Source organism: Xaviernesmea rhizosphaerae, from assembly GCF_001938945.1.
Taxonomy (GTDB): domain Bacteria; phylum Pseudomonadota; class Alphaproteobacteria; order Rhizobiales; family Rhizobiaceae; genus Xaviernesmea; species Xaviernesmea rhizosphaerae.
On sequence record NZ_MKIO01000024.1, the window covers coordinates 210,674 to 227,052 of the forward strand.

The following is a 16,379-nucleotide window of genomic DNA, read 5'->3' on the forward strand; positions in this document are numbered from 1 at the left end:
GTGGCGCTGGTGCTTCCGCGCTTACAGGAAGCTCTGAGGGTCGATATCCACCTGCACGGCGAGCGTGCCGCGCGGTTTCGGGCCGGCGGCGATCATGGCCCGCATGAAGGCCTGCATGTCGCTGGAGCGCTTGCCATGAACCAGCAGGCGGAAACGGTGGCGGCCGCGAATCATGGCGAGCGGCGCTTCCGCCGGGCCGAGAATGCGGATATCGGCCGCCGCGGGCGCCGCCTGGCGCAGGCCGCGGGCATGGGCCTCGGCCTCGCCGCGCGTATCGGCCGAGACGATGACGGCGGCGAGCCGGCCGAAAGGCGGAAGCAGCGCCCGCTCGCGCTCCACCGTCTCGCGCTGGTAGAAGGCCTCGCGGTCGCCCGAGACGATGGCCTGCATCACCGGATGCGTGGGCTGATAGGTCTGGATCAGGCCCTGGCTCTTGCGGCCGGTGCGGCCCGCACGGCCCGTGACTTGGCTCAGGAGCTGGAAGGTACGTTCGGCCGCGCGCGGATCGCCGTTGGACAGGCCGAGATCGGCATCCACGACGCCCACCAGGGTCATCAGCGGGAAATTGTGGCCCTTGGCCACCAGCTGGGTGCCGACGACGATATCGGCCTCGCCCTTGGCGATGGCCTCCAGCTCCAGCCGGAGACGCTTGACCCCCATCAGATCGGAGGAGAGCACGATTGTTCGCGCCTCGGGAAAATGCCCGTCGATCTCCTCGGCGATGCGCTCCACGCCCGGGCCGCAGGCGGCCAGATGGTCGAACGTGCCGCATTCCGGGCAGACCTCCGGCGTGCGCTCGGCATAGCCGCAATGGTGGCACTGGATCTGCCCGCGAAACCGGTGCTCCACCAGCCAGCTCGAACATTGCGGGCACTGGAAGCGATGGCCGCAGACCCGGCAGAGCGTCAGCGGCGCATAGCCGCGCCGGTTGAGGAAGAGCAGGGCCTGTTCGCCCCGCTCGACCGTCTTGCCGATGGCGTTGACGAGCACGGGTGAGAGAAAGCCGCCGCGCGCGGGCGGATGGCGGCGCATGTCGATCAGGCCGAGATCCGGCAGCGCGGCTTCAGCAAAGCGGGTGGGCAGGTGGACCGGGCTGTAGCGTCCGGTCTCGCCGTTGACCCGGCTTTCGAGCGAGGGCGTGGCCGAAACCAGCACCAGCGGAAAATCGCCGAGCCGGGCGCGCACCACCGCCATGTCGCGCGCATTGTAGAAGACGCGATCCTCCTGCTTGTAGGCGGGATCGTGCTCCTCGTCGACGATGATCAGGCCGAGATCGGCAAAGGGCAGGAACAGCGCCGAGCGGGCGCCGGCGACCACGCGCACGCCGCCTTCGGTCACCTGACGCCACACCTTCTCACGCGTGCGGGGCGCGAGTTCGGAATGCCATTCGGCCGGCTTGGCGCCGAAGCGCGCCTCGAAACGCTGCAGGAAGGCGGCGGTGAGCGCGATTTCCGGCAGGAGGATCAGCACCTGCCGTCCGCGCCGGAGCGTTTCGGCGATCGCCTCGAAATAGACCTCGGTCTTGCCGGATCCGGTGACGCCGTCGATCAGGGCCACCTCGAAGCTGCCCTTCTGCGCCGCTGCGCAGACGACACGGGCGGCGCGCGCCTGGCCCGGATCGAGGCTCACCGGCCGGTAATCGGGATCGGGTGGCGCGACGACCGGCGGCGGCGGCATGAAGGCGGTTTCGAACACGCCTTGGGCGGTCAGCCCATCGATGACGCTGGACGAGACATTGGCCGCATGGGCAAGCCCCGAGCGGGTCCAGAACAGGCCATTGCCGGCGGCTTCGATCACGCGGGCGCGGGCCGGCGTCAGCCGGTCCGGCCGGGTGTCGGTCAGCCGCAGCCCCTCGACCATCGGCTCGGGATCGAGCGCTGCCGGCGCGCGCATCACCATGCGCGCCACCAGGCCGGGCGGCGACAGCGTGTAGCCGGCGACCCAGTCGAGAAAGCCGCGCATGTCGGGCTTGAGCGGCGGGCAGTCGAACACATGGGTGATGCTCTTGAGCTTCTTCGGATCGACATCCGGCCGGTCCTCCCCATCCCAGACCACGCCCATAACCTGGCGCGGTCCGAGCGGCACCTGGACGATGGAGCCGGGCTCCACATGCATATGCGCGGGCACGAGATAGGAATAGGGCTTCGGCGCCGGCATCGGCACGAGCACCGGCACGGTGCGCTGCGCGGGCGCATCGAAGAGCTGATCGAGAAGGGTGGGCGAATCTGTTCCCATTGCGGCCGGACCATGCATGGATGCGGAACAAATGGGAACCGGAAAACGCAGAACCAAGATGGGCCATGTTTACCCGCTTTGATCACGGACCCCTGTGGCAGTCCGCTTTTCAGTGCGCGGGAACCACCCGCGTCGCGCCATCCTCGCGCAGCACGCGCCAGGACTGGGCGTATGTGCGGGCGGCAATCTCGGTGGCAAGCCTCTGCGAATGGGTGACGACCCAGATCTGGCTTTCGCGCGCGGCCTCGGCAATCAGGCTGGCCAAGGGCGCCAGCATGTCGGGATGCAGGCTCGCCTCCGGCTCGTTCAGCGCGATCAGCGGCGGCCGGCGATAAGAAAGCAGCGCGCCGGCAAGGGCGAGAAAGCGCAGCTGCCCATCCGAAAGCTCCCGTGGCTCGAAGGTGCGGCGGGGAAACTCCGGCAGCATCAGCCCGAACGCGGCGCTTTCCAGCGGTTCGGGAATGACGAGGCGAGCGCCCTTCAGCGCGGCGGCAATCGCCGCATCGAGCTCCGTCGTATCCTCGCGCGTGACCGAGAGCGTGGCAAAGACGGCCGCGAGATTGGCGCCGTCCTCGGCCAGAAGCGGCGCGGTGACGGCAAGGCAAGGGCGGCGCAGCGGTGAATCGCGGTCGGTGCGAAAGCCGTGAAAGAAGCGCCAGCGCTCCAGCAGCCGGCGCACCGTGCCGACCTCGGGATAATGGCCGGCATCGCCCAGCAGGGCAAGCGCGGTCTCGGAGGTGAGCGCGGCCTGCGGATAGTCGCCCATGCGGCCCGCCTCGTCGCGCACGAAGACACCGGGGCCCTTGCGCCGCATCATGGTCACGGGGCGGCGCCCGGTCTTCACGCTCAGCTCCTCCTCCTTGATCTGCGGCTCGAGCGCGAAGCCGGCGGCCGCCTGGGGCGGGCGCAGGCCGGCCTCGACGCGGTAGCGGAAGGTCACGGCGCTCTGCTCATCCAGCAGTTCGGCCGAGAGCGCGATCCGGGCGGCTTCGGTCTTGCGGTGCGGGCCGGCCCAGAGCGCCGAGCCCATGCCGCCCTCGGCCGCGATCTCCTCCGCCAGCCGGCCGGTGGCGGCGGCCTGCATCAGCTGCAGCGCGCGGTAAAGGTTGGATTTACCGACGCCGTTCTCGCCCACGAAGAGATTGACCTCCGCGAGGTCCAGATCGATGTCGCGCAGCGAGCGGTAGCCGGAGGCCTGAAGAGAGCGCAGTTTCATGCCGGACAATATAGGGCTTTTCGATAGGCGAGGAAAAGCTGCGTGCGGTTCAGCGCCGCGCCCTCTGCCTTCCGATCTCGGGCACCGCACCCTGACGGGTAGGCGCTCTCTCCGGCATCTGCGATCTCGAGGAGGGCAGAGGCCGGCCGGGTCTCAGCCTCTGGCGTTGAAGATGGCGTCGCCACTGCGCGCCAAGTCGTGCACCGTGTGCCGCTCCAGCGCGCGGGTCACCTCCACCGGATCGCCCTCCAGCGCGTCGGGCTGGATCATCTGGCCGATGGTGAACTGGAAGCTGTTGCCCTTCTTGTTCAGCAGTTCATGGAATACGGTCATGTCCCGAAGCTCGGTCGACCATTTGGCGAACCAGTAGAACAGACCGGAATTGCGCGCCGAGAGATGGACGGGCAGGATCGGCAGATCGTATTTGCGCGCGAAACTGACCGCAGACGTCTTCCACGGCCGCTCGTTCAGCCGGCCATCGGCCCAATAGGCGATCCGCCCGGAGGGGAAGAGGATCGTTGCCTTCTGCTCGGCGATGGCATGGTTGGTGATCTTCAGCGTCTCGCGCGATTTCAGCTTGCTCTTGTGCTCCTCGCGCCATTCCACCGGAATGATCATCTCGACGAAGCGCGGATTGACCCTGATCGCATCGCGGTTGGCGAAGAACATCATGTCCGGTCGGCGATGCTTCAAAAGGTCGAAGACGGCGATGCCGTCGGCAATGCCGGTCGGATGGTTGCTGACCATCAGGAAGCCGCCGCGCTCGGGAATGCGGTCCGGCCGGTCCACCAGGATGTCGAGCGAGAGAAGCTGGCTCAGGAATTCAAAAGCTTGGAAGCCCGGCAGGTTTGCGACACCCTCGGCAAAGCCGATCGCCTGGCGATAATGCAGGAGCGAATAGAGAAAGGGACGCATGACCGGCCAGAAGGGGCTGGAGATGATCCGCCCGCCGCGCTCGGCGATCAGCGTGTCGACGATATGTCCAGGCTGCCCCTGCGAGACGAGCGCGATGCGCTCGGCCAGCTGCGAGAAGCTCGTGGTCGCGGGTCTGGTCAACATCCTGCCTTCCCCTCTTGCCGTGTCGGTGAGCCATGAGGGCACCGGGCCGAAAAGCCGACCGCCTCCTTACGCTCCCCGGATTGTCCCCGCGCCGCGCTTGCGTCGGCGCAACACCAGTCTTTGCAAGGGAATATGATCGACGCATGACGAAATCCAAGTGGGCGTTAGGAAATCAGCAAGGAAATGCTTGCCAGGCTTCTTTCTTGAGAATTTGCCGGCTTGACTGCGGCGCGCGTCCTTGAAGAGAGACGATCGAGATGAACGAGATCCTGGTGATCGGCACGCCGGAGCTGATGGCCGCGCGCAGCGCCTGGCTCTCCGCGCTGATGTCCGAGCGGCGCCTGTCCGACGAGACGGTGGAAGCCTATGAGCGCGACACGCGCCAGTTCCTGACCTTTCTGACCGGCCATGTCGGCGGACCGGCGGGGCTCGAGGATCTGCGCGCGCTGCGTCCGGCCGATTTCCGCGGTTTCCTGGCTGCCCGCCGCCGCGACGGCGCGGGCGCGCGCACGCTTGGCCGCGGGCTGGCCGGTATCCGCTCCTTCCTGCGCCATCTGGAACGCCTCGGGGAGGTGAATGCCGCCGGTGCGCGGGCCGTGCGCGCGCCGCGCCAGCCGCGCTCCCTGCCCAAGCCGCTTTCAACGGGCGATGCGCTGGCCGTCGTCTCGCAGGAGGGGCAGATTGCCGAGGAGCCCTGGATCGCCGCGCGCAATGCCGCGATCCTGACGCTGCTCTATGGTTGCGGCTTGCGCATTTCCGAGGCGCTGGGCCTGACGGCGGAGGATTTCGCCGGCGAACCGACGGCGCTCCGCATCCATGGCAAGGGCGGCAAGACGCGGATCGTGCCGCTCCTGCCGGCCGCGCGCGCGGCGGTGGCGACCTATCGCCAGCTCTGCCCTTATCAGCCGGCTGCGCCGGCCGCGCTGTTTCGCGGCGCCAAGGGCGGCGCATTGCAGCCGGCGATCATCCAGCGGGAAATGCAGAAGCTGCGTGGCGCGCTCGGCCTGCCCGACAGCGCCACGCCGCATGCCCTGCGCCATTCCTTCGCCACCCATCTCCTGGCCGGCGGCGGCGATCTACGCTCCATCCAGGAGCTGCTCGGCCATGCCAGCCTGTCCACGACCCAGGTCTATACCGGCGTCGATGCCGCCCGGCTGCTCGATGTCTATGACCGTGCCCATCCGCGCGCCTGATCGGGGCGGATGCCGTTAACGCGCGGGTGAGACCCGGCGCGTTAGACAGAGCGGAGAACGGCATTTTTTCCCCCTGCGGATTCTGTCCGGCCAGCCGGCGGCCGGTGGGCCTCAGGGCCTAAAGGGCGCGGGACGCGCGCCTCTCTGGCTGACAGGGCCGGAGAAGGGAGAGCAGGCGAACGAGAAGGAACCGGAGCATGATCGGCACCCTCAATCGACGGCAGAGCCGCGGCCTTGCGCGCAGGCTGACCCCGCCCGAGGCCGAGCGCGTGGCGGCAGGAGCCGCCGACGCGGTGGATGCCTGGCTGCTCCTCCTCGCCCGTCTGGCGGCGCTCGGGCCTCTGGTGCTTCTGGGCATGCTGGTCTTCGTGCTCGCCATTGCCGGAGCGGCCCGGGCCGGTGATTGCGGCGGCGCCGATCTGATGGAGCGCTGGCAGGCCACGGCTCCGGACAGGATCGCGGCCATAAAGGCCGAAGCCGCGCGCGTGCCTAACAGCCACGGCACCTTCTGGAAGATCACCAGGGACGGGGCGGCACCCTCCTATCTGCTCGGCACCATGCACGTCTCCGATCCGCGCGTGCTGGCCATGCCCAAGGGCGCGGCGGAGGCCTTTCAGCAGGCCAAGACGGTGGTGGTCGAATCCGATGAGATCGCCGATGACCGCAAGGCCGCGGTGGCGCTGATGGCCCGTCCGGAGCTGACCATGCTCGATGACGGCAAGACCATCAACGACTATCTGATGCCGCAGGATCAGGCTCGGCTGCGCGATGGGCTGGCCGCGCGCGGCCTCTCGCTCGATCTCGTGTCGCGGATGCGGCCCTGGATGCTGGCGAGCTTCGTGGCACTTCCGCCTTGTGAATTGCAGCGCAAGGCGGCGGGGGAGGCCTTTCTCGACAAACAACTGGCCGACCGCGCCTTGGCGGAGGGCAAGGCGCTGAAGGGGCTGGAAACCCTGGCCGAGCAGGTCGAGGCCATGAACAGCCTGCCGGTCGCCTTTCACCTCAAGGCACTGCTGGAAACCCTCGCCATGGGCGATAAGGCCCAGGATGTGCTGCGCACCACCACGGATCTCTATCTCTCGGGCGCCATCGGCATGATCCTGCCGATGATGGAGGCGGCGGGCGCTGACGCCGGACAGGCCGATGACAAAGGGGCCAGCGCCGACTTCGAGAAACGAATCATCCTCGACCGCAATCAGGTGATGGCGACCCGGGCCGCGCCGATGCTGGCGGATGGCGGCGTGTTCATGGCGGTGGGCGCCCTGCATCTGCCGGGGGAGGGCGGCGTGATCGCGCTTTTGCGGCAGAAGGGCTTCGAGATCACCCCCGTGGAGTGACCAGGACTTCCTTCAACGCTTGCCTTCCGAGCCTGCCGCACGATAGGGACGGGCGCCCTGCGGCTGCAGCTGCCGCAGGCTTGCCGGGACGATCAACCGGTGAAAGGGGCCGACGGCGGCCAGATAGGCCCGGCCGAACAGGTTGTGACGCTTGACCAGCGTGGTCACGCCCAGAAGCGTGCCGGTCCCGCTTTGCCTTATGTCCACGACGATGCGGAAATCGAGATGCCGGTCGTTGAAACCGAGCACGCAGCGCTCCGGCCTCTCTTCCAGGATGGGAAAGCCGCCCGCCTCGTCCCCCGCCTTCATTGCCACGCCGCGAAGACCCGCCAGCCGCACGAGCCCGTTGCGCAGCTGCATCAGCCACCCGGCCCAGGCGGGCGGATTGGCCAGGATGAGGCGCGCGGCCTCGCCTGCGCTCAGGCCGCCATCCTCGAGCCGCATCTCGTAGCGGTCGAACCAGTCGGCATCGGGCAGAGGGTTCAGTGCCGCGGCAGGGGCAGCGGCAGAGACAAGATCCATGGACGGCGCTCCAGCTTTCGTGCGCGCATCCTTCCCCTATTTCAGCACGGCCGGAAGCAGGCGAAATGTCGCGCCCCAGAGCATCGGACTGAAAATTGTACGCAGTTCGCTGCTCTAGGCTTTTGTTTCTGCATCGGATTTATCCGAAAACCGGTTTCCACTTTTCGGACCGATGCTCTAACCGCGCGTCATGCGCGCCAGAACATTGCTCTTCCAGAGGAACTGATGGGCCAGCGCGCCGGCGATGTGGGCGGCGATCAGCGCCCAGAGAGCCAGCTTCATCGGCCCGCCATGCAGGAAGCCGGCAGCCTCAACGCCGAAATAATAGCGGGCTATGCCTGACAGCGGCATGGCGAAGAACAGGAAGTAGAGCAGGCCATGCGTCGCCTTCGCCACCAGGCGCAGGATCGGGGGCTCGTCGGCCGGCGGCTGCGGCGCGCCCTGCACGAGGCGCAGCGCGAGCCGACACAGGGCGAGCACCAGGATGGCAATGCCGACATAAGCGTGGATATTAGCCGAGCCGACATCATCAGGCGTCACCGGCTGGCCATGGCGCATGAGGCGCGCCCAATGCTCCATGCCGTCGGAAAAAATCAGGTTGAAGAAGATCAGCAGCGCCATGAGCCAGTGAAGGACGCGCTGGGGCAGGGAATAGGCGGTCGGGTGCATGATGCGGATCCTCGTCTGACGCATCGGGCCGATGGCGGACGCCGGCGCGGATGCTTTGCGGTCCCGCCTAAAAGAGAGCGCCCCGCCTGCAATCGCAAGCGGGGCGCGTGGAGACATCGGATTTTCATCGCCCGGGCTGACAGGCGGCGGACAGCCGCCGGTCAGGGATTTGTCACATATGGATCGGCTTGAAGAAGGTGGCGAGCGCGGCTTCCTTCACGGCTTCCGACATGGTCGGATGCGCATGGCAGGTGCGGCCGAGATCTTCCGACGAGCCGCCGAATTCCATCACGGTGGCGATCTCGTGGATCATCTCGCCGGCGCCGAAGCCGATGATATGGCCGCCGAGAATCCGGTCGGTCTCGGCATCGGCCAGGATCTTGACGAAGCCGTCCGTGGCCAGCATGGCGCGGGCGCGGCCATTGGCGGAGAAGGGGAACTTGCCGGCCTTGTAGGCGATGCCCTGGGCCTTCAGCTCCTCCTCGGTCTTGCCGACGGAGGCGACTTCCGGCTGGGTGTAGACCACGCCGGGGATGACGTCATAATTTACATGGCCGTGCTGGCCGGAAAGGATTTCGGCGAGCGCAACGCCTTCGTCCTCGGCCTTGTGCGCCAGCATCGGGCCCTTGACCACGTCGCCAATGGCGAAGATGCCGGGGACATTGGTCTGGAAGTGCTTGTCGATCTCGATGCGGCCGCGATTGTCCAGCGCCACGCCGGCTTCCTCCAGGCCGAGGCCGGCCGTGTAGGGCTTGCGGCCGGTGGCGACCAGCACGACATCGGCAGCGATCGTCTGGGCTTCGCCGCCCTTGACCGGCTCGAAGGTGACGTTGGCGCCGGTTTCGGTGCGCGTGACGCCGGTGACCTTGGCGCCGAGATTGAAGGTCAGGCCCTGCTTGGCCAGCAGGCGCTGGAACTGCTTGGAGACCTCGCCGTCCATGCCGCCGAGGATCGAATCGAGATATTCGACCACGGTGACCTGCGCGCCGAGACGGGCCCAGACCGAGCCGAGTTCCAGGCCGATGACGCCACCGCCGACGACGACCATGTGGCCGGGCACCTGCTTCAGCGCAATGCCGCCGGTGGAGGAAACGATCACCTCTTCGTCGATCTCGACGGCGACGCCGGGAATGCCGGCGACATCCGAGCCGGTGGCGATGACGATCGCCTTGGCTTCGAGCTCCTGCGTCGCGCCGTCATCGGCGGTCACGGAAACCTTGCCGGCCGAGACCACGCGGCCGGTGCCCTGGAAGGCGTCGATCTTGTTCTTCTTGAAGAGATAGGCGACGCCGTCGACATTCGACTTCACCGTCGCATCCTTGTGCGCCATCATCTTGTCGAGGTTCAGCCTGGCCTCGCCAATCTCGATGCCAAGCCCGTCGAGGTGATGGGCGGCATGGTACATTTCCGAGGCGTGCAGCAGCGCCTTGGACGGGATGCAGCCGACATTGAGGCAGGTGCCGCCATAGGTGGTGCGCTTTTCGACGACCGCGACCTTGAGCCCAAGCTGTGCCGCCTTGACGGCGCAGACATAGCCGCCGGGGCCGGTGCCGATCACGATGATATCGTAAGCCATTGTTGAAACTTCCCTTGCTTGGGGCGGCCTAGCGGCCGCCGCTGACGTTCATGATGGTGCCCGTGACATAGGAGGCCTCGGGCGAAAGCAGGTAGAGCACGGCGCCGGCCACTTCCTCCGCCGTTCCCGGGCGCTGCATCGGCACGGTGGGCGCGAGGTCGCGCGCGCGGTCCGGCAGGCCGCCGGAGGCGTGAATGTCGGTATCGATAATGCCCGGACGAACGCCGTTGACGCGAATGCCTTCCGCCGCGACCTCGCGAGCGAGGCCGATGGTAAACGTGTCGACGGCGCCCTTGGCGGCGGCATAGTCGACATATTGGCCCGCGCTGCCGAGCACGGCCGCCATGGAGGAAATATTGACGATGGCACCGCCGCGCCCGCCGTGACGGATCGACATGCGCCGGACCGCCTCGGAGGCGCAGCGGATCTTGCCGATCACATTGATGGCGAACATCCGCTCCAACCGGTCGCGCGACATGTCTTCCACACGGGATGTGCTGTCGACGACGCCGGCATTGTTGACCAGGCCGTCCAGCCGGCCGAACTGTCGGTCCACGCCCGCAAAGATCGCGGCGATACCCTCTTCCGTGCCGGTATCGCCCTGAACAAGCGCGGCCTTTCCCCCAGTGGCGGCAATGCTTTGAACGACAGCCTCGGCGGCAGCCACATTGGAGAGGTAGTTCACCATGACCTGCCAGCCACGCGCGGCAGCGCTGCGCGCGACGGCCGCGCCGATGCCACGGCTGGCGCCGGTGACCAGAAGAACCGGATGATCGTCCGCCATCGTGTCTCTCCCTCAGCCTCGCCTATCGAGCCGACACATCAATGGGCCTTTTCCATCGCCAGCTTCAGGCCCAAAGCGATGAAGACGGCGCCGCTGGCGCGGTCGATCCAGTGGCTGATGCCGGTGAAGGCGGCGCGCATGCGCGGCGTGGTCATGAACAGGCTGACGCTGACGAACCAGGCGATCAGCGCCGTGGCCATGATCAGCCCGTAGACGAACTTCACCTCCATCGGTGTCTGCACGCTGACGACGGTGGAGAAGATCGACAGGAAGAAGAAGACCGGCTTCGGATTGAGCGCATTGGCGGCAAAGCCGAGCAGAAAAGCCTTGGGCGCGGACTGCGCCCGGGACGGCGCGGCGTGGGCGGCCGGGTCTTCGGCCACGGCCTTCTTCGCCTTCAGCGCCTTGATGCCAATATAGACGAGATAGGCGACGCCGCACCATTTGACGATGTTGAACAGCGTGATCGACTGGGAAATGATCAGGCCGAGGCCCAGGATCGTATAGCTCACATGGAACATCAGCGCGGTGCCGATGCCGAAGCTGGTGATGACGGCCTGGCGGCGCCCATGCAGGATAGCCTGGCGCATGACCATGGCGAGATCGGCGCCCGGCGAGACGATCGCGAAGGAAAAGACGGCCATCAGCGAGGCGAATTCGAGAAGGTAGGATGTCATCGATTCCAGGGTCCTGAAGCGCGGCGCCGCCCGATCAGAAGATCAGATGGAAGGCCATGATCACCAGGCCCAGCACCGAGCCGAGCCAAGCGAGAGAGCGGATATAGGGGATGCCGAAAAGATAGAGCGGCACATAGGCGATGCGCATCACCAGCCAGAAGCAACCGCCGTAAAAGCCCCAGTCGGTCGGGTCGCCGGTGAACATCTGCGCCACTGCCAGCGCCACAAAGGCGGGATAGGTCTCGCGGAAGTTCAGTGAGGCGCGCTCCGCCCGGCCGGCCAGCTTGCCTTCAGGCTTGCGGCCATCGTCACGCGGGCCCGCGTTCCAGGTCGAGCCGAGCTCCCGCGTGGCCAGCATCGCCTGCAGGCTGATGTGGACGAAGAGCAGCACCACGCTCCAGGCCAGAAGCGCCGGAAAGGGCGAGGCGTCGAACATCATCGGATCCATGGGTCACTCTCTCGCCCTAGAGCATCAGACTGAAAATCGCATGCAGTCCGATGCTCTAATTTTTTGTTTTTGCATCGGATTTTTCCGAAAACCGGTTCCCACTTTTCGGTCCGATGCTCTAGAAGGCGGCTCACTTGCGGCGCGGGTGCGCGACAGGCTTTCCAGCGGCAGTCATGCGGGGCAGGCCGCAACCGGGGTTGCGGCCTGCCGAAGAGCGGGATGCCTTAGAGATCGAGAACCAGACGCTCCGGATCTTCCAGGCTTTCCTTGACACGGACCAGGAAGGTGACGGCTTCCTTGCCGTCGACGATCCGGTGGTCATAGGACAGAGCGAGATACATCATCGGACGGATGACGATCTGGCCGCCGACGACCACGGGGCGATCCTGGATCTTGTGCATGCCGAGAATGCCCGACTGCGGCGCATTGAGGATCGGCGAGGACATCAGCGAGCCGTAGACGCCGCCATTGGTGATGGTGAAGGTGCCGCCCTGCATGTCGGCCATGGAGAGCGAGCCGTCGCGGGCCGCCTTGGCGAGACGGCCGAGTTCCTTCTCGACGCCGGCGATCGACAGCTGGTCGGCGTCGCGGATGACCGGTACGACCAGGCCCTTGTCCGTGCCGACGGCCATGCCGACATGGCAGAAGTTCTTGTAGATGATGTCGGTACCGTCGATCTCGGCGTTGACGGCCGGCAGTTCCTTCAGCGCATGGGTGACGGCCTTGGTGAAGAAGCCCATGAAGCCGAGCTTCACGCCATGCTTCTTCTCGAACACGTCCTTGTACTTGGTGCGCAGGTCCATCACGGCCTTCATGTCCACCTCGTTATAGGTGGTGAGCATGGCGGCGGTGTTCTGGGCGTCCTTGAGACGCTTGGCGATGGTCTGGCGCAGGCGCGTCATCTTTACGCGCTCTTCGCGCGGCGCATCCTCGGCGGCCGAGGGCGCGCGCGGGGCAGCTTTCGGGGCTTCGGCCGCGGCCGGTGCCGGCTGGCCGATCGTCTTGACGGCGGCGAGCACGTCGCCCTTCAGCACCTGGCCGCGCTTGCCGGAGCCATCGACATCCGAGGCGGCAAGGTTGTTGTCGGCCAGAAGCTTGGCGGCGGCCGGAGCCGGCGGCATGGACGAGGCGGCAGGCGCCGGTGCTGCGGCGGGGGCGGCCGGAGCAGGTGCTGCAGGGGCGGCAGCCGGCGCCGGTGCGGCGGCCGGTGCGCCGGCGGAAGCGCCTTCGGCGATCTGGCCGAGCAGGGCGCCGAGACCGACAGTCTCACCGGCCTGGGCGACGATTTCGGACAAAGTGCCGGAGGCGGGCGCCGGCACTTCGACGGTCACCTTGTCGGTTTCGAGTTCGAGCAGCGGCTCGTCGGCCTTGACGGTGTCGCCGACCTTCTTGAACCAGGTGCCGACCGTCGCTTCGCTAACGGATTCGCCAAGGGTAGGGACGCGGATTTCTGTGGCCATGATGTGAAGTCCTGATGTTGTTCGTGTCTTGCGTGTCGATCGGCACCCTTTGCGGCGCCGTGTCTCAGGATGAGCAATGCATGCGGCGGATCGCCGCTTCGGCCTTCCTTGCCCTCCGATCCCGCGGCCTCAAAGGCTGGCGGAGAAGGGAGGGGCAGGAGGCCGAAGCGGCGCCGCGAAAGCGTCAGCCGCCGAGCGCGTCTTCCAGGAAGGCGGCGAGCTGTGCCAAGTGCTTGGACATCAGGCCCGTGGCCGGAGAGGCGGCAGCCGGACGGCCGGTATAGCGCACGCGCTGATACTTGGCGTCGATATGGGCCAGCACCCATTCCAGATAAGGGTCGATGAAGGCCCAGGCACCCATGTTCTTGGGCTCTTCCTGGCACCAGACCATCTCGGCATTGCGGAACCGCGACAGCTCGTTGATCAGCGCCTTGGCCGGGAACGGATAGAGCTGTTCCAGGCGCAGCAGGTAGACGTCGTCGATCCCGCGCTTTTCCCGCTCTTCCAGAAGGTCGTAATAGACCTTGCCGGTGCACATGACCACGCGGCGGATCTTGTTGTCCTTCTGCAGCTTGATCGGGCCGTCCTTGATGACTTCGGCATCGTCCCACAGCAGGCGGTGGAACGAGCTGTCGCCCGCCATTTCCGACAGCGAGGACACCGCGCGCTTGTGGCGCAGCAGCGACTTCGGCGTCATCAGGATCAGGGGCTTGCGGAAGTCGCGCTTGATCTGCCGGCGCAGCACGTGGAAGTAGTTTGCCGGCGTCGTGCAGTTGGCGACCTGCATGTTGTCTTCCGCGCAGAGCTGGAGGTAGCGCTCCAGGCGGGCGGAGGAATGTTCAGGGCCCTGGCCTTCATAGCCGTGCGGCAGAAGGCAGACGAGGCCGGACATGCGCAGCCACTTGCGTTCGCCCGAGGAGACGAACTGGTCGAACACGACCTGCGCGCCGTTGGCGAAGTCGCCGAACTGGGCTTCCCACAGCGTCAGCGCGCCGGGCCGGGCGAGCGAATAGCCATATTCGAAGCCGAGCACGGCCTCTTCCGACAGCATCGAATTGATGACTTCGTAGCGGCCCTGGTTGGGTGCGAGATTGGCAAGCGGGATGTAGCGGTCTTCGGTCTCCTGATCGTAGAGAACCGAGTGACGCTGCGAGAAGGTGCCGCGTTCGCAATCCTGGCCCGAGAGGCGGATCTTCGTGCCTTCGACGCAGAGCGTGCCGAAAGCGAGCGCTTCCGCCATAGCCCAGTCGATGCCTTCGCCCGTCTCGACCATCTGCGCACGGTTGTCCATGAAGCGCTGGATGGTGCGGTGAACACGGAAGTCCTTGGGAACTTCCGAGAGCTTGCGGCCGATGTCCTTGAGCGTCTTCATCGGCACGCCGGTCTTGCCGCGGCGCTGCTCGTCGGCATTGTCGGCCGTGCGCAGGCCCGACCACACGCCATCCAGCCAGTCGGCCTTGTTCGGCTTGTAGGACTGGCCGGCCTCGAATTCCTGCTCGAGATGGGCGCGCCAGTCGGCCTTCATCTTCTCCAGTTCGCCTTCGGTGATCAGGCCCTCAGCGATCAGGCGCTCGGCATAGAGCTGAACGACCGGCTTGTGAGCGCGGATGACCTTGTACATCTTCGGCTGGGTGAACGCCGGCTCGTCGCCTTCGTTATGGCCGTAGCGGCGGTAGCAGAACATGTCGACCACGACCGGCTTGTGGAACTTCATCCGGAATTCGGTGGCGATCTTGGCGGCGTAGGTCACGGCTTCCGGATCGTCGCCATTGACGTGGAAGATCGGTGCTTCGATCATCTTGGCCACGTCGGACGGATAGGGCGAGGAGCGGGAGAAGGCCGGATTGGTGGTGAAGCCGATCTGGTTGTTGATGATGAAATGCAGCGTGCCGCCGACGCGGTGGCCGCGCAGGCCCGACAGGCCGAGGATTTCCGCAGTCACGCCCTGGCCGGCAAAAGCGGCGTCGCCATGCAGCAGCAGCGGCATGACCTTGGCGCGTTCCTTCAGCGGGATCACGTCGCCGTCCCAGGTGGTGGCGATCTGGTCCTGCTTGGCGCGGGCCTTGCCCATGACCACGGGGTTGACGATTTCCAGATGCGACGGGTTGGCCGTCAGCGACAGATGCACGCGGTTGCCGTCGAATTCGCGGTCGGAGGAGGCGCCGAGGTGGTACTTGACGTCGCCCGAGCCTTCGACGTCGTCAGGCGCGTAGGAGCCGCCCTTGAATTCGTGGAAGACGGCGCGGTGCGGCTTGCCCATCACATTGGTCAGCACGTTCAGGCGGCCGCGATGGGCCATGCCGAGAACGATTTCCTTCAGGCCTTCCTGGCCGCCGCGCTTGATGATCTGCTCCAGCGCCGGGATCAGCGATTCGCCGCCATCGAGGCCGAAGCGCTTGGTGCCCTTGTACTTGACGTCGATGAACTGCTCGAAGCCTTCGGCCTCGATCAGCTTCTGCAGGATCGCCTTCTTGCCCTCGGGCGTGAAGTCGACGCCCTTGTCGGGGCCTTCGATGCGCTCCTGGATCCAGCCCTTGAGCTCGGGATCGGAGATGTGCATGAATTCGACGCCGAGCGTCGAGCAATAGGTGCGCTCCAGGATCTCGACGATCTCGCGCATGGTGGCGTATTCCAGCCCCAGCATGTTGTCGATGAAGATCTTGCGGTCGAGGTCCTGCTCCTCGAAGCCGTAGCTCTTGGGCGAGAGCTCGTTATAGTCCTCGACCGGAGCGGCCAGCCCCAGCGGGTCGAGCTTGGCATGAAGGTGGCCGCGGGCGCGATAAGCGCGGATCAGCATGATGGCGCGCACGGAATCGCGCGTCGACTGATGCACGTCGACGGGATTGACCGGCTCGCCGGAGGCTGCGGCCTTTTCCTCGGCCTTGGCCTTCACCTTCTTTTCGATGACCTTCTCGACCACGCCCCAATTGCCGTCGAGCGCGGAGACCAGGTCGCCGCCTTCGGGAATCGGCCAGTGGGCCTTCTTCCAGGACGCGCCCTTGGCCGCGCGCACGACATCGTCGGGATTGTCGGCCAGCGCCTTGAAGAAGGACTGCCATTCGGCCGAAACGGAGGCGGGGTCGGTCTCGTAGCGCGCGTAAAGCTGTTCGATATAGCTCGCATTCGCGCCGTCGAGAAACGAGGTGAGCTGGAATTGCTCGTTGGCTTCTTGCCTTGCCATGATGTGATCCGCGGACCTGTCC

At 66.2% G+C, this 16,379-nt stretch carries 13 protein-coding genes; 2 read left to right on the forward strand and 11 right to left on the reverse strand.

Going from position 1 to position 16,379, the window contains the following annotated elements:
* Positions 1–21: 21 nt before the first annotated feature.
* The 3 genes from BJF92_RS08105 to BJF92_RS08115 all read right to left on the reverse strand — a co-directional run bounded on the left by BJF92_RS08105 (position 22) and on the right by BJF92_RS08115 (position 4,510).
* Entirely contained in the window at positions 22–2,235 is a 2,214-nt protein-coding gene (locus BJF92_RS08105) for a primosomal protein N' (RefSeq protein ID WP_075634230.1), read from the reverse strand.
* A gap of 109 nt (positions 2,236–2,344) precedes the next feature.
* Entirely contained in the window at positions 2,345–3,451 is a 1,107-nt protein-coding gene (locus BJF92_RS08110) for an AAA family ATPase (protein ID WP_075634319.1), read from the reverse strand.
* A gap of 153 nt (positions 3,452–3,604) precedes the next feature.
* The gene (locus tag BJF92_RS08115) at positions 3,605–4,510 is read right to left on the reverse strand and encodes a GNAT family N-acetyltransferase (protein ID WP_075634231.1); all 906 of its coding nucleotides are present in this window, start codon (positions 4,508–4,510) and stop codon (positions 3,605–3,607) included.
* A 257-nt stretch (positions 4,511–4,767) separates the two neighbouring features.
* Between BJF92_RS08115 and BJF92_RS08120 the strand changes: the two genes are divergently transcribed.
* On the forward strand, positions 4,768–5,703 hold the full coding sequence (locus BJF92_RS08120; protein ID WP_075634232.1) for a tyrosine recombinase XerC: 936 nt from the start codon (positions 4,768–4,770) through the stop codon (positions 5,701–5,703).
* 197 nt (positions 5,704–5,900) lie between these two features.
* A complete protein-coding gene (locus BJF92_RS08125; protein ID WP_078057923.1) occupies positions 5,901–7,040 on the forward strand; it encodes a TraB/GumN family protein in 1,140 nt (379 codons plus the stop codon).
* Positions 7,041–7,052: 12 nt separating this feature from the next.
* Here the strand turns inward: BJF92_RS08125 and BJF92_RS08130 are convergent, their stop codons facing one another.
* The 8 genes from BJF92_RS08130 to BJF92_RS08165 form a co-directional block, all read right to left on the reverse strand.
* Positions 7,053–7,562 (reverse strand): DUF2867 domain-containing protein, encoded by a 510-nt coding sequence (locus BJF92_RS08130; protein ID WP_075634233.1) that lies wholly within the window; start codon positions 7,560–7,562, stop codon positions 7,053–7,055.
* Positions 7,563–7,739: 177 nt separating this feature from the next.
* Positions 7,740–8,234: a cytochrome b gene (locus BJF92_RS08135; RefSeq protein WP_425356462.1), complete on the reverse strand. Its 495-nt coding sequence runs from the start codon at positions 8,232–8,234 to the stop codon at positions 7,740–7,742.
* Between the two features lie 169 nt (positions 8,235–8,403).
* Positions 8,404–9,807 (reverse strand): dihydrolipoyl dehydrogenase, encoded by a 1,404-nt coding sequence (lpdA, locus tag BJF92_RS08140; protein WP_075634235.1) that lies wholly within the window; start codon positions 9,805–9,807, stop codon positions 8,404–8,406.
* 28 nt (positions 9,808–9,835) lie between these two features.
* A complete protein-coding gene (locus tag BJF92_RS08145) occupies positions 9,836–10,591 on the reverse strand; it encodes an SDR family oxidoreductase (protein WP_075634236.1) in 756 nt (251 codons plus the stop codon).
* A 38-nt stretch (positions 10,592–10,629) separates the two neighbouring features.
* Positions 10,630–11,268 (reverse strand): LysE family transporter, encoded by a 639-nt coding sequence (locus BJF92_RS08150; protein ID WP_075634237.1) that lies wholly within the window; start codon positions 11,266–11,268, stop codon positions 10,630–10,632.
* A gap of 34 nt (positions 11,269–11,302) precedes the next feature.
* Positions 11,303–11,716 carry an MAPEG family protein gene (locus BJF92_RS08155; protein WP_075634238.1) on the reverse strand — a complete coding sequence of 138 codons (414 nt, stop codon included), beginning with the start codon at positions 11,714–11,716 and terminating at the stop codon, positions 11,303–11,305.
* Between the two features lie 224 nt (positions 11,717–11,940).
* A complete protein-coding gene (odhB, locus tag BJF92_RS08160) occupies positions 11,941–13,176 on the reverse strand; it encodes a 2-oxoglutarate dehydrogenase complex dihydrolipoyllysine-residue succinyltransferase (protein WP_075634239.1) in 1,236 nt (411 codons plus the stop codon).
* 184 nt (positions 13,177–13,360) lie between these two features.
* Positions 13,361–16,357, reverse strand: a complete 2,997-nt coding sequence (locus BJF92_RS08165) for a 2-oxoglutarate dehydrogenase E1 component (RefSeq protein WP_075634240.1) — start codon at positions 16,355–16,357, stop codon at positions 13,361–13,363.
* Positions 16,358–16,379 lie beyond the last annotated feature (22 nt).

Bases quoted from the DNA above. Each gene is read 5' to 3' on its own strand.
- BJF92_RS08105 (WP_075634230.1), bottom strand. From the start codon at position 2,235: ATGGGAACAGATTCGCCCACCCTTCTCGATCAGCTCTTCGATGCGCCC.
- BJF92_RS08110 (WP_075634319.1), bottom strand. From the start codon at position 3,451: ATGAAACTGCGCTCTCTTCAGGCCTCCGGCTACCGCTCGCTGCGCGAC.
- BJF92_RS08115 (WP_075634231.1), bottom strand. From the start codon at position 4,510: ATGTTGACCAGACCCGCGACCACGAGCTTCTCGCAGCTGGCCGAGCGC.
- BJF92_RS08120 (WP_075634232.1), top strand. From the start codon at position 4,768: ATGAACGAGATCCTGGTGATCGGCACGCCGGAGCTGATGGCCGCGCGC.
- BJF92_RS08125 (WP_078057923.1), top strand. From the start codon at position 5,901: ATGATCGGCACCCTCAATCGACGGCAGAGCCGCGGCCTTGCGCGCAGG.
- BJF92_RS08130 (WP_075634233.1), bottom strand. From the start codon at position 7,562: ATGGATCTTGTCTCTGCCGCTGCCCCTGCCGCGGCACTGAACCCTCTG.
- lpdA (WP_075634235.1), bottom strand. From the start codon at position 9,807: ATGGCTTACGATATCATCGTGATCGGCACCGGCCCCGGCGGCTATGTC.
- BJF92_RS08145 (WP_075634236.1), bottom strand. From the start codon at position 10,591: ATGGCGGACGATCATCCGGTTCTTCTGGTCACCGGCGCCAGCCGTGGC.
- BJF92_RS08150 (WP_075634237.1), bottom strand. From the start codon at position 11,268: ATGACATCCTACCTTCTCGAATTCGCCTCGCTGATGGCCGTCTTTTCC.
- BJF92_RS08155 (WP_075634238.1), bottom strand. From the start codon at position 11,716: ATGGATCCGATGATGTTCGACGCCTCGCCCTTTCCGGCGCTTCTGGCC.
- odhB (WP_075634239.1), bottom strand. From the start codon at position 13,176: ATGGCCACAGAAATCCGCGTCCCTACCCTTGGCGAATCCGTTAGCGAA.
- BJF92_RS08165 (WP_075634240.1), bottom strand. From the start codon at position 16,357: ATGGCAAGGCAAGAAGCCAACGAGCAATTCCAGCTCACCTCGTTTCTC.